26 protein-coding genes are annotated in these 25233 nt (G+C 48.6%); 8 read left to right on the top strand and 18 right to left on the bottom strand.

Annotated features, from left to right (window positions below):
• Positions 1–87 precede the first annotated feature (87 nt).
• The 14 genes from C0068_RS15005 to flgB form a co-directional block, all read right to left on the bottom strand.
• Positions 88–573 carry a flagellar protein FlaG gene (locus tag C0068_RS15005; protein WP_103685299.1) on the bottom strand — a complete coding sequence of 162 codons (486 nt, stop codon included), beginning with the start codon at positions 571–573 and terminating at the stop codon, positions 88–90.
• Between the two features lie 139 nt (positions 574–712).
• Positions 713–2218 (bottom strand): flagellin N-terminal helical domain-containing protein, encoded by a 1506-nt coding sequence (locus C0068_RS19800; RefSeq protein WP_103685298.1) that lies wholly within the window; start codon positions 2216–2218, stop codon positions 713–715.
• 266 nt (positions 2219–2484) lie between these two features.
• Positions 2485–3453 carry a lipid A deacylase LpxR family protein gene (locus tag C0068_RS14995; RefSeq protein WP_103685297.1) on the bottom strand — a complete coding sequence of 323 codons (969 nt, stop codon included), beginning with the start codon at positions 3451–3453 and terminating at the stop codon, positions 2485–2487.
• A gap of 302 nt (positions 3454–3755) precedes the next feature.
• Complete coding sequence (gene flgL / locus C0068_RS14990) at positions 3756–4949, bottom strand: flagellar hook-associated protein FlgL (RefSeq protein WP_103685296.1); 1194 nt, start codon at positions 4947–4949, stop codon at positions 3756–3758.
• Between the two features lie 52 nt (positions 4950–5001).
• Positions 5002–6891, bottom strand: coding sequence for a flagellar hook-associated protein FlgK (gene flgK, locus C0068_RS14985; RefSeq protein ID WP_103685295.1), 1890 nt, complete (start codon positions 6889–6891; stop codon positions 5002–5004).
• A 10-nt stretch (positions 6892–6901) separates the two neighbouring features.
• Complete coding sequence (locus C0068_RS14980) at positions 6902–7345, bottom strand: rod-binding protein (protein WP_103685294.1); 444 nt, start codon at positions 7343–7345, stop codon at positions 6902–6904.
• Between the two features lie 27 nt (positions 7346–7372).
• On the bottom strand, positions 7373–8506 hold the full coding sequence (locus tag C0068_RS14975) for a flagellar basal body P-ring protein FlgI (RefSeq protein ID WP_103685293.1): 1134 nt from the start codon (positions 8504–8506) through the stop codon (positions 7373–7375).
• A gap of 11 nt (positions 8507–8517) precedes the next feature.
• Positions 8518–9177, bottom strand: a complete 660-nt coding sequence (flgH, locus tag C0068_RS14970) for a flagellar basal body L-ring protein FlgH (protein ID WP_233208830.1) — start codon at positions 9175–9177, stop codon at positions 8518–8520.
• 91 nt (positions 9178–9268) lie between these two features.
• On the bottom strand, positions 9269–10054 hold the full coding sequence (gene flgG, locus C0068_RS14965; RefSeq protein WP_103685292.1) for a flagellar basal-body rod protein FlgG: 786 nt from the start codon (positions 10052–10054) through the stop codon (positions 9269–9271).
• 12 nt (positions 10055–10066) lie between these two features.
• Positions 10067–10810 (bottom strand): flagellar basal body rod protein FlgF, encoded by a 744-nt coding sequence (locus C0068_RS14960; RefSeq protein WP_103685291.1) that lies wholly within the window; start codon positions 10808–10810, stop codon positions 10067–10069.
• A gap of 35 nt (positions 10811–10845) precedes the next feature.
• Complete coding sequence (flgE, locus tag C0068_RS14955; RefSeq protein ID WP_103685290.1) at positions 10846–12063, bottom strand: flagellar hook protein FlgE; 1218 nt, start codon at positions 12061–12063, stop codon at positions 10846–10848.
• Positions 12064–12119: 56 nt separating this feature from the next.
• Positions 12120–12785, bottom strand: coding sequence for a flagellar hook assembly protein FlgD (locus C0068_RS14950; protein WP_103685289.1), 666 nt, complete (start codon positions 12783–12785; stop codon positions 12120–12122).
• A 10-nt stretch (positions 12786–12795) separates the two neighbouring features.
• Positions 12796–13197: a flagellar basal body rod protein FlgC gene (gene flgC, locus C0068_RS14945; protein ID WP_103685288.1), complete on the bottom strand. Its 402-nt coding sequence runs from the start codon at positions 13195–13197 to the stop codon at positions 12796–12798.
• Between the two features lie 3 nt (positions 13198–13200).
• Complete coding sequence (gene flgB / locus C0068_RS14940) at positions 13201–13620, bottom strand: flagellar basal body rod protein FlgB (RefSeq protein ID WP_103685287.1); 420 nt, start codon at positions 13618–13620, stop codon at positions 13201–13203.
• Positions 13621–13942: 322 nt separating this feature from the next.
• On the opposite strand from flgB, the gene flgA reads away from it, so the two are divergent.
• Genes flgA through C0068_RS14925 form a run of 3 tightly spaced genes read left to right on the top strand, consistent with a single transcriptional unit; the run spans position 13943 to position 15456 of the window.
• A complete protein-coding gene (gene flgA / locus C0068_RS14935; protein ID WP_103685286.1) occupies positions 13943–14653 on the top strand; it encodes a flagellar basal body P-ring formation chaperone FlgA in 711 nt (236 codons plus the stop codon).
• Between the two features lie 60 nt (positions 14654–14713).
• Positions 14714–15013, top strand: coding sequence for a flagellar biosynthesis anti-sigma factor FlgM (flgM, locus tag C0068_RS14930; RefSeq protein ID WP_103685285.1), 300 nt, complete (start codon positions 14714–14716; stop codon positions 15011–15013).
• A gap of 5 nt (positions 15014–15018) precedes the next feature.
• Entirely contained in the window at positions 15019–15456 is a 438-nt protein-coding gene (locus C0068_RS14925; RefSeq protein ID WP_103685284.1) for a flagella synthesis protein FlgN, read from the top strand.
• A gap of 12 nt (positions 15457–15468) precedes the next feature.
• Here the strand turns inward: C0068_RS14925 and C0068_RS14920 are convergent, their stop codons facing one another.
• Entirely contained in the window at positions 15469–16068 is a 600-nt protein-coding gene (locus C0068_RS14920) for a GNAT family N-acetyltransferase (protein ID WP_103685283.1), read from the bottom strand.
• 215 nt (positions 16069–16283) lie between these two features.
• Between C0068_RS14920 and zwf the strand changes: the two genes are divergently transcribed.
• The 3 genes from zwf to edd are packed head-to-tail and all read left to right on the top strand — an operon-like array spanning position 16284 to position 20267.
• Positions 16284–17744, top strand: a complete 1461-nt coding sequence (gene zwf, locus C0068_RS14915; protein ID WP_103685282.1) for a glucose-6-phosphate dehydrogenase — start codon at positions 16284–16286, stop codon at positions 17742–17744.
• Positions 17737–18432 carry a 6-phosphogluconolactonase gene (pgl, locus tag C0068_RS14910; RefSeq protein ID WP_103685281.1) on the top strand — a complete coding sequence of 232 codons (696 nt, stop codon included), beginning with the start codon at positions 17737–17739 and terminating at the stop codon, positions 18430–18432. The genes zwf and pgl overlap by 8 nt, the downstream gene beginning before the upstream one ends.
• Positions 18432–20267, top strand: a complete 1836-nt coding sequence (gene edd / locus C0068_RS14905; RefSeq protein ID WP_103685280.1) for a phosphogluconate dehydratase — start codon at positions 18432–18434, stop codon at positions 20265–20267. The genes pgl and edd overlap by 1 nt, the downstream gene beginning before the upstream one ends.
• 4 nt (positions 20268–20271) lie before the next feature.
• Here edd and eda read toward each other — a convergent pair whose 3' ends face one another.
• The 3 genes from eda to C0068_RS14890 form a co-directional block, all read right to left on the bottom strand.
• The gene (gene eda, locus C0068_RS14900; protein WP_103685279.1) at positions 20272–20892 is read right to left on the bottom strand and encodes a bifunctional 4-hydroxy-2-oxoglutarate aldolase/2-dehydro-3-deoxy-phosphogluconate aldolase; all 621 of its coding nucleotides are present in this window, start codon (positions 20890–20892) and stop codon (positions 20272–20274) included.
• Positions 20893–21468: 576 nt separating this feature from the next.
• Positions 21469–22284 (bottom strand): hypothetical protein, encoded by an 816-nt coding sequence (locus tag C0068_RS14895; protein WP_103685278.1) that lies wholly within the window; start codon positions 22282–22284, stop codon positions 21469–21471.
• A gap of 243 nt (positions 22285–22527) precedes the next feature.
• Positions 22528–22839, bottom strand: coding sequence for a hypothetical protein (locus C0068_RS14890; RefSeq protein ID WP_103685277.1), 312 nt, complete (start codon positions 22837–22839; stop codon positions 22528–22530).
• A gap of 473 nt (positions 22840–23312) precedes the next feature.
• Here C0068_RS14890 and C0068_RS14885 point away from each other — a divergent pair, with 473 nt between their 5' ends.
• Positions 23313–24047 carry a twin-arginine translocation signal domain-containing protein gene (locus C0068_RS14885; RefSeq protein ID WP_103685276.1) on the top strand — a complete coding sequence of 245 codons (735 nt, stop codon included), beginning with the start codon at positions 23313–23315 and terminating at the stop codon, positions 24045–24047.
• 83 nt (positions 24048–24130) lie between these two features.
• Positions 24131–25233 (top strand): IS3 family transposase gene (locus tag C0068_RS14880; protein WP_434061417.1). Its coding sequence is split into 2 segments (ribosomal slippage), with 1104 coding nucleotides annotated over them: positions 24131–24383 and positions 24383–25233; the frame shifts between segments, so codons are not numbered across the junction. This gene is flagged as partial in the annotation.

Genomic DNA, 25233 nt, shown 5'->3' with positions numbered 1-25233 from the left:
TCAATCTAGGCATTAGTAAAAATACGAATCAAAAAAATACATCGTTGCCTACGCTACTGGATTCATCTAATGCAGTTATTGCGCCAATTAAGCGTGATCCTCAATCAGACTGCCGGTTCCCTCTATAAAGACCCGTGCAATGTTCAATAATTCTTCCGGTGGTATTTGTCTAATCACCTCACCAGATTCGGCGTGAATAACTTTTAAAATAGTTCGCCCAGTGTCTTCATCCACCGAAAACTCTAGGTCGCGCTCACGATCCTTAAGAATTTCATTTAATTTAGCCACGGCTTGCTCTGTGCGCTCAATACTCCCAGAGCTACCCAGCTCGGTAACCAAGGCCGCAGCGAGACGACTTAGCTCGCCTCCCGAATTAGGCTCCGAAAACTGCACAGCGCCAGCTTGTTGATCAGCCGATGCTGGTAATTTAGCGGCATCCTTCGTCTGCTGAGGCAAGGCTTTGCCGCTTGCTGAGCTTGAAACCAGGGCCTGACCTTGAATGCCGCTTATCGCCCCAGCAGAGGATTTGGAAGGCGCGCTTACGGCGGCTTGCACATTTACATTTATGTCCATAATTCAACCTATCACCCTTTCAAACAGTTATTCAGGAAACACAAATAGGGCCTATTGGCCCTTAAGTCTCTCCCTTTAACTCCCTTTTAGGGCCGAAAAATCCTGCGCCCGAGGGCGCAGGATGTTCTCGGGTTTTAGCTTACTGCAGTAGACTTAAGGCAGCCTGCGGTAGTGAGTTCGCCTGAGCAAGGATCGCAGTACCAGCTTGTTGCAGGATCTGTGCTTTAGTCAGGTTTGCTGTTTCCGCTGCAAAGTCCGCATCTAGAATCCGACCGCGTGATGCAGACAGGTTTTCAGAAATTGTCTGTAAGTTAGTGATCGTAGACTCAAAGCGGTTTTGAACCGCACCGAAGGTGCTGCGCAAGTCACTAACCGAGGTCAAGGCTGCGTCAATACGCTGAATGGTGTTTTCAGAGTTCGCAACATCGCTTACGTTCACAGAGCTGAGGGTCGTTGAGTCAACTGCGATATTAAAGGTCGCATCAGCCGCATTTAGACCCAAGGTTTCTGTCTCGCCAGTTACCTGAATCGCTTCGCTTGCCGACAGTGTAATGTTGCCGCTAATGACGCTAGTCGTATCACCAACCGCCGCGTAGGTATCGTTTACCCCATCATTTGCAACAACCGTAGCGTCGGTAATACCCTGCGGCAAAGAGTTACCAGTAGTGTTTTGATTGATGGTGATATTACGACCATCGTCAGCGCTAAGCGTCAACACACCTCCAGCAAAGCTTGCCCGCACACCGGTATCAGCAGCCTGTTGGTTAATCGCATCAGCCACATTACTGCCGGTGATGTTGCCAGTCGGTACGCTGCCATCGTAGATATTCACACCATTAACATTTAGCTCGTAACCTGAATTAGAGCCCGCTGCGGTGATGGTTGCAAAATCTAGCGCCGCAGAGGTAGACGCACGTGCAGTTAAGCCTGTAACGCCCGCTGAGTTAATTGCCTGTACCTTAGAGTAAGCGCTATTTGCATCACGCCCAGCACCGGTAGAAGACAAATCTTGACTAGCGCCTACTGCGATGGCTGAACCGCCGCCAACAGAGATGCTAGTGCCGCCTTCAGTCATTGCAGAAGACGTGTCTACCAATAGGGTTTGTGCGTTGCTAGTGCTTGTCGCTATCTGCCCAATTTGATTAGAGCGTACGCCGGTATTCAAACCAACTGTGATAGTCTCACCGACATTTGCACCTACTTGGAAGCTAGCATTACCAAAGCTACCATCTAGGATTTTCTGTCCGTTAAAGGCGGTTTGTCCACCGATACGATCGACTTCTGCAAGACGCTGCTGAACTTCTGCGTCTAAGGCTTGGCGATCTGATGAAGAGTATGTTGAGTTAGCAGACTGAACCGCAAGCTCACGAATACGCTGCAAGTTATTGGTAATCTCATCTAAGGCTGCCTCACCGGTTTGCGCTAGTGAGATACCGTCGTTGGCATTACGTACTGCTTGGTTCAAACCGTTAATTTGGGTTGTGAAGCGGGTAGAGATCGCCAAACCAGCGGCGTCATCTTTCGCGCTATTAATACGCAGACCTGTAGAAAGGCGCTGCAGTGAAGTGTTCAATGTTTCTTGCGACTTTTGCAAATTACGCTGTGCATTCAGTGACGCAACATTGGTATTGATGCTTAGTGCCATGGTAAATCTCCTTTCCACTCTATGCGGTATAAAGACAAGTGTCTTTGATTAAGCACCAGCCTAAATGGCTGTATTTTGCTTTCACCCCATATAACGGAGTTTCAGAGGAGATCTTTAAGTTTATTTAGTAAGTAGATATACGCATTTAGGTCAGTATTAAACATCTGAATCTAGGGAGCCTCTGCACAACCGGTTGATACCTCAGGCTTTAGGGGTGCCGATGTGAAAAGTGAAAATTCGACACCACGCAGAATGCTCAACTCTGCTTAAAGTTTATAGGCAAATGTTAGACGCCCAAACTGGGTCAAATCTTGCAGCTCGCTGTTCACAATATCTAAATCGCTCAAGGCAAATGTTAAGGAGTAGCGCTGTAGAGAATAGCGAAAGCCCACTGTTGCGCCCAAATGACTATGCTCATACTTTATTGAACGACTATCGCGAAAGGTATTTCCATCGGTATAGATTTGATTGAAGATATATTCCACGTTTAAGCCGAAATACAAATTCCAGCCGACGCCTACCGCACTTGGATTGGTAATTCTCGCGCTATCTAGTAGCGTTGTGCCATATGAGCTAGCGAGTTGTGTTCCGTAACGAATAAAACCGCCAAGATTTATTCCACTGGAAATTGTTCCTATATTAAGCTCATTAGTGCCAATAAAATCCCAAGCCATACTATCAGCGACCCATAATCGCCTCGCTCTGCCCCGACCAAATTGAAATACCAATTCATTCTTAATCTGAGTATCCCAGCCTTGCGGTTGATCTGAAGATAGTAATTTATGAAGGATCTTTTGCGATTTCTCCGCCATAGACAGCGGCCCAACCACACCAATAGACGCACTTATTTTTTCTACATACTTGTCTGCAAACAACAAGTAGCTGCTATTGACAAAAAGCAAGCCAGAATACGGCAGTTCGTCTTCTGGAGGATTCCGCTCCGATATGTCTTGGGGCGTTATCATCGATTGCCCTAGCGAGAGAATACTCACCCCACCGCTAAAATTCTCGTCCGATATAGTCCACATTATTGGTTTCAACAGCCATGATATCTTTGGATGGGCATCTTCATTGCCGGTGTCATATAACGACAAATACAGTCCATTGGTATAACCACCGTCACTAGCTAGAAAAATGTCATTGTCGAAGGTGAAGGAAACCCAATCTGTCTCTGCATGTGCAGATGAAGCAAAAAACCCGAGAATAAGAAATAAACCAAAAAGAGAAAACCGCATAGCAATCGTATCCCGTCAAGGAAGCGCCGAACCGATAGTAGATAAAGATTATCCCACCTCATGCAATACAAATTGACAAGCCCCGCACCATACTGCGAAAAATCACAGCAAAAGGCGATATGCCGTATTCAAGGTAGACGATAGGGATAATATACCACTTTCAAGAAATTCAGTGCCGCATTGAAATCCAAAACGGATACTTATAAAGATAGGTCTAGCAGTTTTACTATTCTTGCGCAGCTTTTCAAAATCAAAACAAGGGGCGAACCTTAAAACTCTACTGGCTCGTCACCCTTCCCGGCCTATATATAATTGAACAAAGACAAACCCTGGGTTTTAGCAAAGGCCTGCTGTGCCGCCTGCAACGCTGCTTGTTGCTGGCTAAAGCGGGAAATGGCTTCTGCGTAATCTAGGTCATTAATCATGCTAAGGTTTTCTGCTATTTGCAGACTAGCGCCTTCGTTAATATCTACTTGGCGCTGTAGCGATTCCATTCTTGAACCGATGTTTGATTGGGTTTGGATGAAATGATCTAGGGCACGGTCAAAGCCGCTAAGGGCGGCATTGATTTCGTTGTGCTGCGCCGCTCGCTGGGTTTGGGTATTGCGTGGACTTTCTAATGATTCCGCCAGGGATTCAACCATAGAAAAAATATCTTGGCGTTTAGAGGGTGCGAGTGAAAATTCGTCCCCCGCAGCAGGCTCACCTTCTATACTAACCGCCATGCCACCAACAAGAATATCGCCACCACTTAGATAGTTGCCGCTATCAATGATTGCGCCGCCGTCATCAATAATGTCGTATTGGCTGGCGCTGCTAAAACGAATACTGACACTGTCGCGGTTAAAAGCCTGGACATCAGCTACGCTGCCCGCATTAATAATGCCTGTTCCGGTATTTGCCGTTGAGGCACTGGCAATAAATTTACCATTGCCGTTAAGAATTCCCATAAAGACTTCTGAGCCTGGGTCCCCATCTGCCATACGCCGCGACGGGCCGATTTGCAATTCGCGTTGACCGTCATCACCATTGTAAATATACCCGCTTGCGGTTTTAGAGAACGGTGTACTCCCCTCCTGATAGCCAGCGAAAATATAATGGCCGCTGCTATCTTTGGTATTGGCGTAGCTCAACAAATTGTCTAATTGCTGGCGTAACTCTGAGGCTATTGATAAGCGCGACTCATTGCCTTGGGAGTCGTTATTGGCCTGTATAGTGAGTTCACGAATGCGCTGCACGACATCGATACTACTACCCACTATGCTTTCTTCTAATCGAAGACGGCTATCGAGCAAATCGGCGTTACGTATATATTGAGAGGTTTGATCTTGAGCACGGTTTAGCTCAAGACTTTGCACTGTGCCTACAGGATCGTCTGACGGATTTAACAGACGCTGACCAGTAGACAATTGCTGCTGTGTCTTTGCCAGCTTAGCCTGCTGATTAAGCATGCTGGTCAAGCTATTGCTATACATTTGGCTGCTTGAGATTCTCATTTTTTTCTCTCAACTCTGTCTATCTAATTTGACTGCCTGCCAAGATTAAACCCTAGCGAAAGGCGCCCATTAAGGCTTGAAACATATCGTTTGCAACGCTGGCAGCCTGAGCAGCGGCTTGATAAGCCTGCTGAAATTTTAGCAAATTAGCGGCTTCCTCATCTAAATTCACCCCAGAAATAGACTGGTGATTACTTAGTGTTTGGTTCAATAAATTCTCTTGGGACTGGTGGTTAATTTGTGCGCTGCGGGTAGCTACCGCGATGTCACCCACCAAACCATTTACCGTGTCTTGAATACTGGCGCTGCCGCCATTGAGCACCTTATTGTTTTCCGCTGCCGCCATTTTCAAGAGATTACGATTGTCACCCTGGGCATTGGTATTTGGACTAATGGCAAAGTGATCACCGGCAGCAGGACTACCGCTAATGACAATTTTATTGCCATTGATGGTGATATCAGAACCGGATGTATACGTGAAACTGCCGGCGCCATTAATTTGATACGTGTTTGCCGATAAAAATTCTATATCGACGGGGTCGAGTAAGTTCGGGTTACTACTGTCGACTACATCGGTTTCCGAAATTTTCCCTGAGCCGATATTATTCAGATCAGTAGTACTTCTTGTGGCTGCAGCTGCCGCGATACCTGCGGGGTCGCTCATCACAACTTTTAAACCATCTGCGGCCCCTTTAGTAGAGCACAGTAAGAACTGATCCCCCACTGCTGCAGGGGAAGTTAGGCTCACCGAGACACCGTCAACAATAAAGGGATCGGCTAAGCTGCCGCTGCCCGTCACCGATGTCAATTCCGCGCCACTACTTTCGTCGTAAAAACGCCAGCCACTGCCATCCAAACGGATCAGGGTATTCCCGCCGGTCAGCGCCGACATATCTGTTATTTCAGCGCTAAGCTCGGCACCACTAGTATTATGCTTGCTCCGAAATACTTCGGGATCTGGTACCGAGAAAATATTGCCGCCCTGCGCGCTGTTTAAATCTACCCCAGATTGATTTAGGCTATTTAAACTATCGGCAATGGCAACGGTAATGCGGCCCAGCTCATTGTTGGTGTCACTAAGTACGCCGTCTCTAAAACTAAGTGTGCCGCCTAAACTACCACCTCGTACACTATTGGTGATATTCGCAGAACTACCGCCGACGTCTAAGGCAATTTCTATTCGGCTGGGGTCAAACTCATTCGCCACCGCCCGCATTGACACTGCGCGCTCACCCAAGACCAGCGCTTCGCCATTGCCAATAAATACGCTGATGGTACCGTCTTTTTGCTCTACTGAGCTGGTGCCAATTAGCTCATTAAGCTGAAGAAGAGCTTGGTCGCGCTGGTCGAGTAAGTCATTTGGCTCCGTGCCAAACTTACCCTGAGCCTGACTAATTTTTAGATTGATATCAGCAATTTGAGCACTTAAATCATTGATATCGCTAACGGAAGCGGCGATACGGGTATTGACCTCACGATCTAAGCTCGCCATCTGCGATGAAATATCCGCCATGCGATCACCCAAGCCCTGCGCCTCCGCAAGCATCAACTGCCGCGCTGAGATGGATGAAGGATTGTCGGCAACGTCTTGCAGACTATTATAAAAACGCGATAGCGACGCACTTAAACCAAGCTCAGAATCCGCCAAGGTATTGTCGACTTGGCTTGTAAGTTGATAGTAAGCGTCTGCCTGGGAAAATGCCGCCTGTGAATAACGCAGCTGATCAACGGTAAAGCTGTCGTATACGCGGCTAACCGACGCAACTTTCACACCCGAGCCTATAGTGATGGCGCCCGACTGCTGGGGTATACGAGTGGCAAAATCAACCCGCTGACGGCTGTAGCCTTCAGTGTCTGCGTTGGCAATATTGTGACTAGTGGTAGCTAAAGCGCGCTGATATGAAACCAGCCCCGACAATGCATTACCTAACATATCACCCATGACTTACCCCTTATTTACTGTAGGACTTATCGGCCGACAGACTAAAATCTTGAATACTGCGTTCAATGCCACCTAACTGCTGCAGGCGATTGCGCAGCGCTAAGCCTTCGCCACTAAGTGCCATTCCGTCGCCGGCGGGGAGATCAGCACCTTGCCCCGAGGGCCCTTGTATTTGTTTGACGATGGCATCCGCCATACCTATGCCACCCTGACCAGACAAGGTCACAGACAACTGGCTGTCTAGCATTTCTTCGTACATGCCAACGCTGCTTTCAGTAAACAGACCACCTTCAGGCACGGCCGCGCGCATGCTTTTTAACATCATTTGCAAAAACAAGGCTTCAAACTGTTTGGCGACCGGCTCAATCGCTGCTTCAGGCGAACTTTCGGCATCGCGCCGCAAAGACGCTAAGCCCGAAAAGTCGTGATAATTGCCTGCTGCCTTAACGTCCATTGCACAACACCTATTTCTATTTCCGGCTTAAATAACCAACAGCTCTGCCCGCAGGGCGCCAGCCTGATCTAAGGCTTCAAGAATCGCCACCAAATCACTTGGCGATGCACCAACATTGTTAATGGCCTTCACAATGTCTTCTAAAGTCACGCCGGCGTCGAGTAAGAACATACGCGAGCCGCTTTCTTGCACTGCGATTTCAGATTTTTGGGCAGCAACGGTTTCACCACCGCGAGAAAACGCACCTGGCTGAGACACCTCGACATTTTCTGAGATCGACACCGTAAGTGAGCCATGACTGACCGCCGCAGGCATAACCCGTACATTGCCACCAATAACAATGGTGCCAGTTCGAGAATTCACCACCACCCGCGCACCAGCTTCAGAGGGCGTGATTTCTAAGCTTTCTAGCATAGAGATAAACGTAACACTGCGATCTGGATTGCTAGGCCCCTGAACTTTCACCGTTGCAGAATCCATCGCGCTCGCTGTGCCAACGCCAAATTTAGAATTAATTTCTTCGGCGAGGCGACGAGCTGTGGTGAAATCAGATTTCTTCAAATTCAGCATAATTTCACCGTTAGCTGACATCACGCTGGGAGCTGCGCGCTCAACAATCGCACCATTGGGGATACGACCAGCACTCGGTATATTCACGGTAACCCGTGAACCATCAGCGCCGGACACACCCAAGCCACCAACTAATAAACTACCCTGCGCAACTGCGTAGACTTGACCATCTGCCCCCATCATAGGCGCCATTAATAAGCTACCGCCGCGCAAACTAGCGGCATTACCAATCGAAGATACCGTCACGTCTATGGTCTGACCGGGCTTAGCAAATGCCGGCAAACTGGCATGCACGGTCACAGCGGCAACATTTTTTAACTGTGGATTCACATTGTCTGGCACCCGCACACCAAAGCCCGTCAACATATTGCGAATACTTTGGATTGTGAACGGCGCCTGGCTGGTTTGATCGCCCGTACCACTTAGTCCTACCACTAATCCGTAACCGACCAATTGGTTTTCGCGCACACCAGCGACATTGACTAAATCCTTAACTCGCTCGGCATGGGCGACGGGAATCATAGTACTGAGCATCAATGTCATCACTGCGATGACTTTAGAAAAATTTAAAACACGATTAAAAAGCAACATATTGGCCTACCTCAAAAGGGCGACAGTACAGACTGGAATAAGCGACCCAGCCAGCCCATAGAATTTGCGTCGGCCAATGCACCCTTACCACTATAGGTAATGCGAGCATCGGCTACTTTGTAGGATGGCACTGCGTTGTCGGCGCCAATATCTTCTGGGCGCACAATGCCTTTTATGCGAATGAATTCTTCACCTTGATTTATCGTCACCCATTTTTCGCCGCGAACTCGCAGGCTGCCATTACGTAGCACTTCCGACACGGTCACAGTAATGCTGCCGGTTAAACTATTGCTTTGACTACTGGTGCCCTGCCCTGAAAAATCTTGATCAGAAGACACCGATGAATTAACGACGGGAAGGCCATTATGGGTAACACCGCGACCAAGCAAGGTCACCGTGGGAATTCCCAGATTGCTCTCTTTTCCCGTTGCGGTGCTCGACGATTTTGAGGCATCGGTTTTTTCTTCTAAGGTAACCGTAATAATGTCACCTACTTGGCGGGCGCGACGATCAAGAAATAAACTCATGCCGTAACCGGAACGGTAAATCGACCCCATATTGCCAAGGTCATCTGTCTCGGCCTTTGGCGCCGCCGACTCATAATCTGCAGACTGGTCTTTTGGCGGTGCCGATGAGCAAGCAGCCAGCAAGCCAAGAATCATGAGAGCCATCAAAGACCTTAGAAGCCGTATATTTATTACAGAGGTTTTGATCATCTCAGTCATCCCGTTTGCCCTATTCGCTTGAGTCTATGGCTCACTATTAAAGATTATTGTTTACGTACTGCATCATCTGGTCGCTGGTCGCGATGGCCTTAGAATTCATTTCATAAGCCCGCTGGGTTTCAATCATATTCACCAGTTCTTCAACCACATTTACGTTTGAACCTTCCAGTGCGCCTTGCTGAATAGTGCCAAGACCACTCAAACCTGGCGTTCCCGTCTGAGGTGCACCACTGGATGCTGACTCCATATACAAATTCTCGCCCCGCGCTTGCAGGCCAGAAGCGTTTACGAAATCCGCCAACTGAAAACTGCCCAACTGCACTGGCGAAGCACTGCCTGCCAACACCGCGCTTACCACCCCATCTGAACCTACGGTGACACTCAAGGCACCCTGCGGCACAGTAATACCCGGATCGACAACATTGCCGGTATTGGTCACAATTTGGCCCTGGTCGTCTAACTGAAACGAACCATCTCGGGTATACGCTGCGGTGCCGTCGGGCATTTGTACTTGAAAGAAGCCACGACCATTTATGGCAACATCTAGCGAGTTATTGGTTTGGGTCATGGTGCCCTGCGCAAAAATCTTCTCGGTGGAAACCACCCTCACCCCAGTACCCACATGCATGCCGCTTGGTGAACGAGTTTGCTGAGAAGTTTGTCCGCCAACCTGACGCATATTCTGGTAGAGCAAATCTTCAAAGGAGGCGCGGTCCCGTTTAAAGCCGGTGGTATTGGCATTCGCCAAGTTGTTACTGACCACCTGCATACGCGTTTGCTGCGCGTCGAGTCCGGTTTTTGCAACCCAAAGTGATGAATTCATAATTAATTCCTCTTATTCCAAGCGCAGCAAACGGCTGCCTGATTCTGCCATTGTGTCAGCGGTGCTCATGACCTTGACTTGCATTTCAAATTGCCGAGCCAATGCAATCATGGTGACCATGGCGTCTACTGTATTTACATTTGACGACTCTAAGCTGCCGGCGCTAATCCGTATTTCGGAAGAGGTTTCTGCTACACCGCCATTGCGCATGCGCATTAAACCGTCGTTACCTTTTTCTAAATCCGCCGGTGCCGCATCGACTAAGCGAATTCGATCGACCGTCGCAACTGATTCTGGCCCCTGGCCTAGCGGCACAATGGAAACTGTGCCGTCTTCGCCAATCATCAAACTTTCGTGTTCAGGTATCGCCACCGGGCCACCATCGCCCATTACTGGCTGACCTGCGCCGTTCAACAACATACCGTCTGCGCTAATTCTGAAATCACCACGCCGAGAATAGGCCTCGCTACCATCCGCAGCTTGCACCGCAAACCAGCCTTTCTCGCCGCGAATAGCCACATCTAAATCACGCCCCGTGGTGGTGACGACACCGGTAGAAAAATCACTCGCCTGCCCTTCAAGCACAGGATTAAAACGCGTTTCCATACCGGGGCCAGCAACCTGACGGGAAAGCAAATTTTGAAAGTCACCACGAAAGCCCGCCGTGCTCACATTCGCCAAGTTATTGGCGTTAGTTGCCTGCGCCTGCTGAGTGTTTTTAGCACCCATCATGCCTATGTAAAGTAACTTATCCATAAACCCTCCCGATCAGTCTGCGCTGTTAAAAGCGACTATCGGATATTAATAATGGCCTGCGTTACCGCATCTGCCGTTGAAATCATTTGCGTGTTCGCTTGGAAATTTCGCTGTGCGGTAATCATTTCTACAAGCTGCGACGTTAAGTCAACATTGGAGCTTTCCAAGGCGCCGGACTGCAGCAAACCAAAATCTGAAGAACCCGCCTCACCAACTCGGGGGCTGCCAGAGGCATAGGTTTCTGCCCAAGAGGTGTCGCCCTGCTGCTGCAAACCATTTGGGTTTGAGAAGCTCGCCATGGCAACTTTGCCAAGCTCTTTCGACTGACCGTTGGTAAACCGTGCAGATACAATACCGGTGCTACCCACTTCGATACCCGTCAAACGACCGGTGGTATAACCATCTTGCTGCAAATTATTAACCCCAAATTCTTGGCCGTATTGGGTAGTCGCTGCAAAATCAAAGTTCAAATCTAAATTCGCCGCGCCAGTACCGGGATCGTATGATGGATAAGTAATTACGCCGGATGCTGGGGTTTGCAATTCACCCGCATTACTAAAGCTCATAAGATTTGGGCCACCTACCGCGTTGTTATCAACATACAACTGCTGATTCCAGCTATTCGACGCGGCGTCCTTTACAAAATACATTGTTGCGGTGTGCTGGGTACCCAATGAGTCGTAGATCGTCATCGAGGTTGCATGGTTATAACTTGCCGGCACTGAGGGATCGAAGGGCGTTGCCGTTGGCACGGGTGCATTCGCCGGTAAATTCACACCGATGTCGGCACGCGCTGTACTTTTAGGTGCATTTTCGGAAACCTGTAACTGCAGATCACTTAGGGAGCCGGTAGAAAATCCGCCGGTACCGTTTGAAGGAAATACCTGTAAACGCTCGAGGCTGTTATTTACTACATAGCCGTCGCGATCAACACTAAATGCCCCCGCGCGGGTATATGTCACCCCGCTGGAACCCTTCATAGTGAAAAAGCCTTCACCAGAAATCGCCAGATCTAAATTATTGTCAGTAAAGTCGATATTCCCCTGGGAGAATTCTTGGGTGATGGTGTTTAAGCGAACACCGGCACCAGGGGTTGTCTTAGTCACGTCGTTGTTAGATGTTGCATAAACATCAGCAAATGCGGCGCGCGACCCTTTAAAGCCTGTCGTATTTACGTTGGCAATATTGTGTGCGGTTACATCAAGATGTGCCGATGCGGCGTTTAATCCACTCAGTGCAATGCGAAAGCTCATAGGGCCTACTCCTAGTTTACATACTTCTATTAAGTGTTAAGTGGCGTCATTACCGCTTAACTAATTTCAATAATTTTTGACATACTCACCGTGCCCAATCCCTGCACTTGTATGAGTGGAGTGCCGCCTGTTGCCGGTACGCTCACGCTCATTACTTCGCTGCGGATTTCTGTAGCCGCCGCTTCCAAGGTATTTCCATTCAAATAATTGGCGCGAATTTGGTAAGTTCCAGGTGGCATACGCTCACCGTCTAAACCAACGCCATTCCATTCAAAATTCACCGCACCAGCTTGCTGAGGACCAAGTGGAACCTTGCCAATAACCTCACCAGTTGGTGCAAGAATGTCTATGTCTAATGCCGTCGTGCTGGTTGGCAAATTCACTTGCCCTTTAACCTTGCCGCTTATTGGGAGTGCAGCAACATCGGTTTCTAGCAAGACATCTTTGCCAATCAAAGACGATGCATCTAGCAATTGCGCGGAGTACAAAGACTGAGTTAGGCCCGCTAAATTCTCGTTCATTTCGCTAATACCGCTAACCGAAGTTAACTGTGCCATTTGACTAATAAACTCGGTATTGTCGGTGGGCTTAAACGGGTCTTGGCTTTTAAGTTGCTGAAGCATGAGCGTCATAAAATCATCTTGATCCAGTGACGAAGCATCCTTCTTTGCCTTACTCGTGGCGGTCTGCAACTGCAGATCTTCTATTGTGCGAAGTTCCATAATTTAGATCCTACTGCTGACCAAGCTGCAATGCGCGCAGCATAAGAGTCTTAGTGGTTGAAAAAACTTCGGCGTTGTTTTGATACGCCCGCGACGCAGACATCATGTTTGCCATTTCTTCCATGGTATTTACATTGGAGCTGTAGATATAACCTTCGGCATCAGCTTGCGGATGACCTGGCTCATAGCGCTTCGCCACTGGCGCATCACTCTCCACCACACCCGTTACCGCGACACCTATCACTTCGCGCTGTTGATCCATAACAGTTGCAAACACCGGTTGACGAGAGCGGTAAGCACCTTCTTCGCTACCACTTACGGTATCTGCGTTCGCCATATTGCTGGCAACGGTATTTAATCTAAGCATTTGCGCGTTCATAGCAGATGCGGCGACATTCAACGGATTAGCCATAACTTAGCGACCTCCCTGCAAAACTGATTTCATGCCACTAAAGCGACTTCCAAGAAATTGCAAAGTAGCTTGGTAACGCATGGCGTTGTCGGCAAACTCTGCTTGCTCCTTATGGGTGTCGACGGTATTACCATCTTCCGACGGCTGCGTAGGCACTCGGTATTTCAAATCCATTGGCAAGGCATCTGATCTCGTATCCTGCGCTGCGCTAATGTGACCACTATTTGTAGTGCGCATCGCCAACTGGGAGGTTTGACCAGCCGCGGCCGACTGCGACAACACCGCTTTGAAATCGATGTCTTGGGCCTTGTAGCCAGGCGTATCTGCATTCGCTATATTGGTGGCAAGCACTTCGTTGCGTTTGTGACGCACTTGTAAGGCTTGCTCGTGTATCCCTAGCGCTTTATCAAAATTAATCGACATTTTTTAACCTATTCTTTCTAAAGTTTTTATGGCCACCGCCGTTATATTTAATAGCTCTGGCACATATCGGCTTTTATCACCGTGTACTAACGAGCAAGGCAAGGCTCGTGCCACAAATTTTAATCCAATATTTTCAATAACTTAAAAATCACTTTTTCCAAGAATGCCAAAAATACGGCGCTAGTTTTCCATTATCGGCAAAATTCCGGCAGGCCTTATCCTCCGTATAAACCCTTATCTTTTTCGCCCAAAATATTCCCAACACTGGCATAGCCATTGCAGCCTCTAAGCAAACGACAAAACTTTGACGTCTTATACGCTTATGAAAAAACTAGGAATGCATTTTGCCCTTTTGCTTGCAGCCTCGATGCTGGGCGGCCTTAGTCCGTCGCTTGCTGCTGAGGGATTGGAGAATCATGCACGCATAGCGGAAACTGCTCGCGCCTATATCGCTAGCCGCCACCCTTGGCAGCAAATGAAAACCAAAATTACGGTGCAGTCTTTAGACCCCCGAACAAAACTTGCACGCTGCCCAGTCAAGCTCGAAGCATTTTTGTCAGCTGGCGCAAAAATTAAGCGCCGTACCACCGTCGGGGTACGCTGTGCCAGTGCAAAACCGTGGAAAATTTATTTACCCGTCACCGTTGAAGCCTTTGCGAAGGTAATGGTGGCGCGCCATCCCATCGCGCCCAATACCGACATAAGCGAACGGGATATTACTTGGAGTCAGCGCGACATTTCCGCGCTGGGCTATGGCTATTTGCGTTCTCTGGGTGATCGCGGCGGCTATCGCAGCCGTCGCAGCATTGCCCAAGGGGCGGTGCTTACGCCAAATATGGTTGAAGCCAGCAGTATTATTAGCAAGGGCCAGCTGGTGCAGCTAAACAGCAGTACGGGGCCAGTTGCGGTCAGCATGGCGGGGATTGCCTTGCAAAATGGTGCACTTGGATCGCGGATACTGGTGAAAAATCTCAATTCCGGCAAGCAGTTAGAAGGCGTGGTGGAATCTGAAAATATTGTTCTGTTGAATTAAAGTTTTACTACACACAGCCGATAACATTGGCATAGACACAAAAAATACGAGGATTCTGACATGGTCGACCGATTAGATGGCTCATCACTGAGCCAGCTCCGCAAAATAGAGAGCGGGCGCGCTGGCGGCAGTAAATCAGAAGACGTCAGCGCTAATACAGCGACAACTAGTAGCCAAGCGCCGTCAGTAACGGAAACACCTTTAATGGAGCGCACCCGCGTGCAGATCAATAATAGTGACGGCATAGACCGCCAGAAAGTTGACGCCATTAAAACAGCGATTCGCAACGGAGAGTTTAATATAGACGCGACAAAAGTCGCCGAAGCAATGATCAATATGGAATCACATACAGGCGCGTAATAACGATGACCGAACTCAGCGATGTAATTCAGCACATTCACAAGCACGCCGGCGAGCTGGAATCAGTATTGCTTAGCGAGGCAAGCAGCCTTAAACAGGCCAATTCCGCTGAAGAAATTAAAGCCATCGCCATCAAGAAAATGGACCTTGTGCAAACCTTAGATCAATTAGCTGCGCGCAGAAAGCAGTTGATGCTAGACAGCTCCGAAAAACTGCAAACCGACAATACAGCCTCACAAAATGCAATATGGCAGGATGCACTCGCTATCTTGTCGCGCTGCCAAATGATGAATAATCAGGCTGGGGCAGATATTGCCGTGCAATCACGTTATAAGCAGCGTGCATTAGAAATTCTTGGCACTACCCATACTGATACCCCACTCTATAGTGCAAGCGGCGCAACACAGTATTCGGGGCCCAAACAAGCGCTGGGTAAAGCCTAGCGCTTGTTCATGCTATTGATGCAAATCACACTCCATATAAAGGTGGTTATCTAGCACCTTGTTGTAGCTTCTATTTCTTTGTACCACCTTGAAACCCATTTGCTGATATAAGCGAAGTGCATTGGTATTTTTTTCTGCCACGTCTAAACTTAAACAGCGAAAACCGCCCTCGCGCCCCTTTGCCGCCATGAAATTTATCATTTTTGCAGCGATTCCCCTGCCGCGACGATCCTCCCTCACCGCGATATGACACAGATATAAGCAGCCTTTACGTGGCGCTTTTACCAATCTGAGTTCAAACATCAGCCCGTTGAAAATCCCGCGCAATCCATAATTAGTGAAAATTGCTTTAGCATTACCAATGAATGTAGCACCGTGGCTGGCAGTATCGAAACTGCCAATACTGCCTAGCACCTCGCCATCGACTTCATATACATGATGATGAAGGTAACTAAACATGGTGCGGCTGCGCGCAAACTCTGTATTTAAAAAATCGATAACAGCTGGCCCGTGCCGTCGACTAAAAATATGCTCAAACGCTAGCGGCCCAGAGGAGAATATCAAGGGCGCAATTTGTGCGGCGTCACGACTCTCTGCTGTTCGTATCGACATTCAATTTCTCTAATTAACTGATTCAAACTGTATTTATATAGCACGCAGGCCTCACAAAATACTGCTTAAAAATATGTAACAGTGGTATTAAAAATTTTCTAAAACCACTATGCTCAAAGGCAGCTAAGGCAATTTTTCCCGTAAATACTGCCCCAGCCCGTCAGTATCTGCTCAAAAAATTGCCACCAGCCTCATCCACAATGACGAGAATGGCGATGACCAGCACAAAATCTTCACAGCTAGTTATTTTTGGTGGCACAGGTGATCTTGCGCTGCGAAAACTACAGCCAGCCCTGTATAAGTTACAGCGCGAAGGGCTAATGGATGATGTCTGCGCCATTATTGCCTTAGGCCGCGGCGATAGTAGCGACGCCGACTACCGCCAGCTCATAAAAGAGAAGATGCGCGAATTTCTCCCCGCCCACTTTTGGGACGAACAGCACTGGGGGGCCTTTTCTGCCAAGCTGCACTACATCAGCCTAGACGTGAATAGTCTCAAGGATTATCACAATCTTGCCGAGACCATCCAACAACACCCAGAAAGTCGCGCGGTATTTTATTTAGCGACCTCCTCAACGCTATATACCAGCATTTGCAGAAACCTACATAGCATTGGCGTTGTTAATGAGCAGTCCCGCGTTGTGCTTGAAAAGCCCTTAGGTCACGACCTAACTAGCTGCACTGAGATCAACCACGAAGTCCTGCAGGTATTTCCCGAGCGCAATATCTTCCGCATTGATCATTATCTTGGCAAAGAAACCGTTCAAAATTTATTGGTACTTCGCTTCGGCAATGCGCTATTTGGCCCACTTTGGAATAGCCAGTACATCGACAATATTCAAATCACTGTTGCAGAAGAAATTGGCGTGGAAGGTCGTGGCGATTTCTACGCCAAAACCGGTGCTCTTCGCGATATGGTGCAGAACCATATTCTGCAATTGCTGTGCTTGGTCGCAATGGAGCCTCCCGCCAACTTACGCGCCGACACGATTCGCGATGAAAAAGTGAAAGTACTGCAAGCCCTGCGCCCCATCACCGCAGACAATGTAAAATCGAAAACCGTGCGTGGCCAATATACCGCCGGCGCAGTAAGTGCCGCGCCAGTCGCCGCATTTTTAGACGAAACCGGCTTTGAGGACAGCAACAACACCGAGACATTTGTTGCACTACAGGCAGATGTTCACAACTGGCGTTGGGAAGGTACACCCTTTTATTTACGCACCGGCAAGCGCTTGGCGCGACGCTATTCCGAAATTATCGTCGAGTTAAAAAAGCATCCCTTCAGTTTATTTGAAGGCGACCCAAACGACTTGCCCAATAAACTGGTGATCCGCCTCCAGCCAGAGGAAAACATCACCCTATACAAAGTAAACAAGAAACCCGGGCTTGGCAGGCAAATGAAATTAGAGCAAGTCGAATTAAAGCTCGACGCCGACCTGCATGACCAATTACAAGCCCATGAAGCCTATGAACGCTTATTGTTAGATGTGTTCGAGGGCGATCAAACCTTATTTATGCGCCGCGATGAAGTTGAGGCGTGCTGGGCTTGGGTCGACAGCATAATCGACGCCTGGCAAACCGCGGGCATTAAAACCAAACCTTACGCCGCAGGAACAATGGGGCCAAATTCATCGCTGGCCTTACCAGAAAAGCACGGCAGGAGCTGGCATGAATAACAAACCCACCTTAATACTGCTTCCCAACCGCGACGAACTAGATCAAGTTCTTAGCCGCGACATCGCCAATATATTGGCCACCTCTCTGCATAATCACGGCAGTGCCAGTTTGGCAGTATCTGGCGGCTCTACTCCTGAAAACATGCTAAGTCTTCTCGGCCAAGCCCCGCTCGACTGGCCTCTGGTGCAAACATTATTGGTAGACGAACGCTGGGTAGCCAACGATCACGCCAGCAGTAATGAGGCCATGCTGCGTAAAACCTTGCTGAAGAGTGCGGCAAGCTCCAGCAAATATTTACCACTCAAAAACAACGCTGATTCGGCCGAAAATGGACAGTACTTGCTAGAGGCAGAACTCGATGCACTAACCTGGCCCCTGAGCCTAGTTCACTTGGGCATGGGTGAAGACGGTCACACTGCGTCTTGGTTTCATGACGCGCCAGAGTATCAAGCATTGCGCACCGCCCACGCCCAACACTGCTTTGCTGTGCAACCGGGCAGCGCGCCCTATCCACGCATAACGCTATCACCAAACGCTGTTTTCAATAGCGAAAAAATTGTGATTCACATTACAGGCCGCGCCAAGCGCGAGGTACTAGAAAAGGCCTTGAGCCAGGACGCTGACTATCCAATTTCTATGGTCTTGCATCAACAGCAAGTGCCAGTCGATATATACTGGGCACCGTAATGAGCACTGCATCTAAAACCCTCCTCCACCCCGTAATCGTCCGTGTTACTGAGCGAATTCGCGCGCGAAGTATTGCCAGCCGCGCGGCCTATTTGGAAAAGTGCCAAAGCATGCGCCGCAAAGGTACCCAGCGCGGGCAGCTTTCCTGCAGCAATTTAGCCCACGGCTTCGCTGCTTGCAGTGGCGAAGATAAAGACCGCATTCGCTTAGAAGAAGCCGCAAATGTCGCAATTGTCAGCGCCTATAATGACATGCTATCGGCCCACAAACCCTTAGAGCACTTCCCAGATCTAATCCGGGAAGCCGTTTCTGAGCTTGGCTGCACAGCACAATTTGCCGGCGGCACACCGGCAATGTGCGACGGTGTCACCCAAGGCGCAGAGGGCATGGAGCTAAGTTTGTTTAGCCGCGACACGATTGCCATGAGCACCGCTATCGCCCTCAGCCATAATATGTTCGATGCGGTTTTATGCTTAGGTGTATGCGACAAAATCGTCCCCGGCCTATTAATAGGCGCGCTGAGCTTTGGCCATTTACCGATGATTATGGTGCCCGCAGGCCCCATGTCTACCGGACTCAGCAACGACGAAAAAGCCCGCATTCGTCAACTCTACGCAGAGGGCAAGGTTGGCCGCGAAGCACTGTTAGACGCAGAAGCCAGTGCCTACCACGGCGAGGGAACCTGTACCTTTTACGGCACCGCCAATAGCAATCAAATGCTAATGGAGGCAATGGGCTTGCACGTCCCCGGCACCGCTTTTGTTCCACCCAATGGCGCCTTGCGTGAACAACTCACCCGCGCTGCCGCGCAACAGGTTTGCAAGATTACCGCCCTCACCCCAAATTACACACCGCTATGCGATGTGGTAGACGAACGCAGCTTAGTCAATGCGATTGTTACCTTGCTAGCAACCGGCGGCTCCACCAATCACAGCATCCACTGGATTGCGATTGCCCGTGCAGCCGGCATCATTATTGACTGGCAGGACTTTGCTGAACTGTCCGAGGCCACCCCCTTACTTTGCCGCATTTACCCGAATGGCAAAGCAGATGTGAATCACTTTCATGCAGCGGGGGGTACCGGTTTTATTATTGCCGAATTACTCGCTGCGGGCTTGCTTCACGCCGACGTGAACACCGTATGGGGCAAAGGCTTACACCATTATAGCCAAGCCCCCAGCCTTGCCGGCGGCAAATTACACTGGCAACAAAGCCCATCAATTAGTGCCGACGATACTGTTGTCCGGCCTTGCACAGAGCCCTTCGACCCACACGGCGGCATGAAACTGCTCAGCGGTAAACTGGGACGCAGCATTATTAAAGTATCTGCAGTAAAAGCGGAGCATCGTTATGTGAAAGCACCTGCAATAATATTTGATACTCAAGAATCCCTAAAAGACGCCTTTGATGCCGGAGAGTTAGACCGCGACTTTATCGCCGTGGTGCGCTTTCAAGGCCCTAGCGCGAATGGCATGCCAGAACTGCACAAGCTCACCCCCTATTTAGGCATTTTGCAGGAACGCGGCTTTAAGGTCGCCCTCGTCACCGACGGGCGTATGTCCGGTGCCTCGGGCAAAATTCCGGCGGCGATACATCTATGCCCCGAAGCATACAGCGGCGGCCCCATAGCAAAAATCAAAAATGGCGATATGCTGATATTAGATGCCGACAATCAGATATTAGATGTAATGATCTCAGAAGAGGAATTACAAGATCGAGAGGCGGCAATCTATCAGCCTGCATTTGCGAGCGATAATTATGGCCGCGATTTATTCGCCGGCCTACGTGCCAATGTCAGTACCGCAGAAGAAGGCGCAGCAACCTTCTTACTCTAATACCTTAGGAAGAATACAAGTCTTTTAGCATTGTCAGAAAACCCTCGCGGTCTTTTTTAAGGGCTTCTTCACTAGGCACAATCCAGCTACCACCAACACAAGCAACAGAATCTAAGGCCAGATAATCGTGATAATTTGCCTGTGAAATACCACCGGTCGGACAAAAACTGACTTCTGGAAATGGCGCAGACAGGGACTTTATCAAGGCCACACCACCAATAGCTGCGGCTGGGAAACACTTGAATACTCTATGCTCCTCGTTCATCGCGGCCATTAATTCACTCGCAGTCGCAATTCCCGGAATATAAGGAGTTAGCGTTTTTCTCGCCAATATAGACAACTCTGCAGAAAAGCCTGGACTGATGACAAAATCCGCCTCATCGGCGGCCCGCAGCATTTGGCGACGGTTAATCACCGTGCCCACGCCAATCTTTGCAAAGGGCATACAGTCTCTAAATATTTTTACCATTTGCCATGCTTGGGAGTGGCGCAGTGTCACTTCAACAGTAGGTACCTTTGCTTCAGCGAATAGTTCAGCGCAAGCCTGCGCATGCTCTAAGGAGTTAAAATGGGCAACCGGCATAACTGGCGCGGCTCGCTGCAACATTCTCAGCGCATCATTCATATATCACTCCGTTTTTTACCAAGATCAATTTGAAAAGAAAGCAATGTATGGCGGCAATTTTGTCCACTGCAAGCATCTAGGGAAATTCATAACTCAAAGATAATTCAGGCTTTGCTCTCGCATACCTGTACCCAGCTAGACGAAGTCGCCAACAAAAGCGCTCCCTCAGAGATTACATACAGCAATCTTTAAAACTATTGAGAAAATCAAAAGCTACTAACACTTTACACGCTAGCGGATGATGGGATCAAAGAAAATGCGCTTAATCTTGCACTCGCATACCAAAAATAAACTAGGAACTAGGCACTGCAATAATAAAGACGATAATTTCAGCCAATCAGCAGCGCCCATAGCAACGACCTGTTCCCAACACACAGCAAAGATTCCGCAGGATATCGCCGCAGTCAAGCTAGATTGGTGCCTGCCGCAAGGACAAAGCAATCAGTCATCTTTTTAAGAGCACCTTTAACAGATAGGTATACGAACTATTAAGCCCATAAACCAAAAAGAGCCAGACCGTCACCGGTCTGGCTCTTTTATATTCAAGCTATGCGTAGGATAAACCCACAGCATCAATTAGATAGGAAGAGGCAATGCATCCAAGCCTGGAAGTGCATCTAAACCAGGAATCGGAAGTGAATCCAATCCAGGTAAACCACCACCTGCGCCACCGCCAGCACCAGGAATTGGCAGACCAAGCATAGACAGAATATCTAAACCTGGCAGTGCATCCAATCCAGGAACTGCTCCACCGCCGCCCAATGCCATCAAATTAGAGGTCAAGTGGTCAACAGTCAATTGAAGCTGATCGCCGATCAAGAAAGCACCAGCCTGAATAAGGTCTGGGTTTGCGCTTGGCAAAGTATCAACAAGATCTGTCACTTTATCAGTTACACCGTCGTTACCGGCTACGTCATTAAGTGCTGTGTCCAATGTGAAAGTAAGCTGGAACAAAGGGCTCACGTCAAATGGCAAACCACCAGCTCCGCCACCGCCACCAAGACCAGGAATAGGAAGTGCATCTAAACCAGGGATTGGCAAAGAATCCAAACCAGGAAGACCGCCACCTGCTAATGCATCCAGACCAGGAATCGGTAGTGAAGGCACACCACCTGAACCACCACCAGCGCCAGGAATTGGCAATGCATCTAAGCCAGGTAGAGCATCCAAGCCAGGAATTGGCAGTGCATCCAAACCTGGTAAACCACCACCAGATGCAGCACCCAGCTGATTATCGATCTCTACTAGCTGCACAACAAGCACATCCAGAGGCGTGCCGCTGATAGGTCCCGCTAGGGGAGCAATTACCACAGCTAGCGGGCCTGCTTGCGCCGCTCCAGCGGTTGCTAGCAAGCTAGCCATTAAGGTTTTTTTAAACAAAGAGTTTTTCATAATGTGTGCGCTCTTCCAGATTGTATTTATCGTGTGCGTGTCATACAGCTTAAATATGACTGACGCTTATCCTGAGCTGCGATGGTACGGGTTAATACCTATATAAAAACGTGCCGGAGTTCACACTTTTCTCATTTTATAACTCAAAGCGGCCTGAATCTCCCGAGCAACCAACCGTCTTACGGTTTGAATGCTCGAAACAAGTAGAATCGCGATAGATTTAGCAAGAAGCGAAGGTCATCTTTAATTCGCTAAAGCTGCAGAAGGCGCACATTTCAATAAGGCCGCGTGATAAGCCTTAATTGTCGAACAAACAGACTGAGCGGAGACCGAGCTCTGCTCGTCAATCATAGCCAAACTGCTGCCATCTTCACCTAACATCACCTTTAAAGTAGCAAGAAAGCGATTTACGACTATTGAGCGCCCAGGATAAAAGACCGCATTCGGCTTATCCTCCAAGGTTTCTTCCAGATCAAGCCGCATAGCCTCAAGTAAGGGCATGTATAACTGGTAGTCCTCTAGCGCAATCAACTTACCACTCCCGAGATCTGCCATATCGTTTATCCAATACAAAATCGCGCCGCCACTGCCCGCAAACTCTTAAAGATTCAATTATAGAATCGCGACCCAACCAAAAGTATTACCCATCAAAACTAGCGGCGAATAAAAATATATACAACTCAATATAATCAGTATTAATATAACTATCAATAACAACAATGCAATTGAGAAATTAGGCTGCAGAGCCATCGCTTCTGCGCACCTTCTGAACTAAAAATAAAATACATTAAAATCATGCACTTAAACAAACACTCTAGGATAGGTCAACTGAAAGCAAACAGTAGCTACTACACTGCTCCCTCATTTAAGCACCTTACCTTGTTACGAAAACAGCACAACCCCTAGTACTGACAAGATTATCAATAACACTGTTGACAAAGTTATCAATATGGGTAGAATTATTTTGACCGCAACTCAATAGCGGATTAAACCACTCATAAAACACAGAATAAGGTGAGGGTAAGGAAATGCACCTAGGTTATCTCAACCACCCAGAAGAACTTGATAAACTCGAAGAAAAGAATCGTCGCTCTTTCCTAAAGAAAGCCGGCGCTGCATTTTTAGTTGCAGGCGTATCTCCCGCTATTGCTTTTAATGAACCAAAGTCAAAAAAGAAAAATGGCGGCGGTTTTGACGATATAGGCAGAATGGGCATGTCTACCGGTGAAGATTGGATAGACACCTTTTTCAATGGCGGCTCTAAAGAAATTATCCACTACTACGCTGATGACTTTGTTTTTGAAGACATCACCTTCTTTCAAACGATTCAAAATAAAGAGGAGCTATACCGCGCCTTCTTACCTTTTGATAACAACGGTCCAGATTCGCCACTAGGAACCCATCAGTTCGATATCATTCGCTACGATGGCGGGCCAGCCGGCGATAGAACTGCCCTGTTGCGCCAAAACATTCCTGAAGGCTACACCCAAGAAGAATGGGCGCTGTGGTCATCTGATGCTATTACTGGCGCAGATCACGACTATGACGAATGGGCTGTAATGAACTGGGTTTGGAAGGCTACTCACAATATGGACTTCCTCGGACTTCCCGCCAAAGGAAAAACGACCCATACTCGTGGCATCACATTCCACTGTTATAAAAATAGAAAGATCGTCCGCGAATTTACATATTGGAACTTCCGCGGAGTGGCAATACAACTGGGGGCATTTCCGCCACCAGACCAATTCTGGCTCAAAAAGTAAATATATAAACGTGTAGTGGCATAGTGAATTTGGCCACCTGATTAGAGGTGATATGATCACCTCTATAACGATACAGGTGATCAATGAGCAACCGTACAAGACCGACTTTTAGCCCAGAATTTCGATTGGAAGCAGCCCAGCTAGTTGTTAATCAGGGGCGTTCTATTCGAGATGCTGCAGAAGCGATGGGGGTGGGTAAATCCACCATGGACAAATGGGTTCGTCAGCTTCGGGCCGAGCGCAACGGTATTTCACCGCAAGCGACGCCGATGACGCCCGATCAGCTAAGAATCCGTGAACTAGAGAAACGACTCCGGCGAGTTGAGGAAGAAAAAGAAATCTTAAAAAAGGCTACCGCTCTCTTGATGTCAGACTCCCTGAACAATTCTCGTTAATCGAGAAACTCAAAGAGAGCCACGCGGTGGCGTTAATTTGCGATGTGTTTGGGGTTAATCGCAGCAGCTATAAGTATTGGGTTAAGCGGCCAAACATGCCGAGCTTAAAGCGAATTAAGCTGCTCAGCGAGGTTCGGTCTGCGCACAAGGATAGCAATGGCTCGGCCGGTGCGAGAACGATTGCAACCATCGTAACCGACAGAGGTATTCAGCTCAGCCGGTATCGCGCGACGCGATTAATGAAAGAGCTGGAGCTAGTCAGCTGTCAATTACCGAGTCATCGCTACAAGAAAGCTAATCAGGAGCATATTGCCGTACCGAACAAGCTTGATCGAGAATTTGCAGTTAGTCAGCCGAATCAGGTTTGGTGCGGCGACGTAACGTATATTTGGTCGGGACAGCGCTGGGCTTATCTGGCAGTGGTGATAGATTTATATGCACGCAAGCCAATAGGCTGGGCGATGTCGTTATCACCCGATAGCGTGCTTACCGGCCAGGCATTGAGTATGGCTTTTGAAGCGAGGGGAAGACCCAAAGGAGTTATGTTTCACTCGGATCAAGGTAGCCATTATTCCAGCCGGAAATTTCGTCAACATTTGTGGCGCTATCAAATCGAGCAAAGCATGAGTCGTCGGGGTAACTGCTGGGATAATGCGCCGATGGAGCGATTCTTTCGGAGCTTAAAAACAGAGTGGGTTCCAGCGCTGGGTTATCGTAATTTTACCGATGCTCAGCAATCAATTACGGAATACCTTGTTGGTTATTACAGCCAAACAAGACCACATCAACAT

The sequence above is a fragment of the Zhongshania marina genome, from assembly GCF_002915595.1.
Lineage (GTDB): Bacteria > Pseudomonadota > Gammaproteobacteria > Pseudomonadales > Spongiibacteraceae > Spongiibacter > Spongiibacter marinus_B.
The sequence above is the reverse complement of the archived record's forward strand: the minus strand, read 5'-3'. Positions and strand labels throughout refer to the sequence as shown.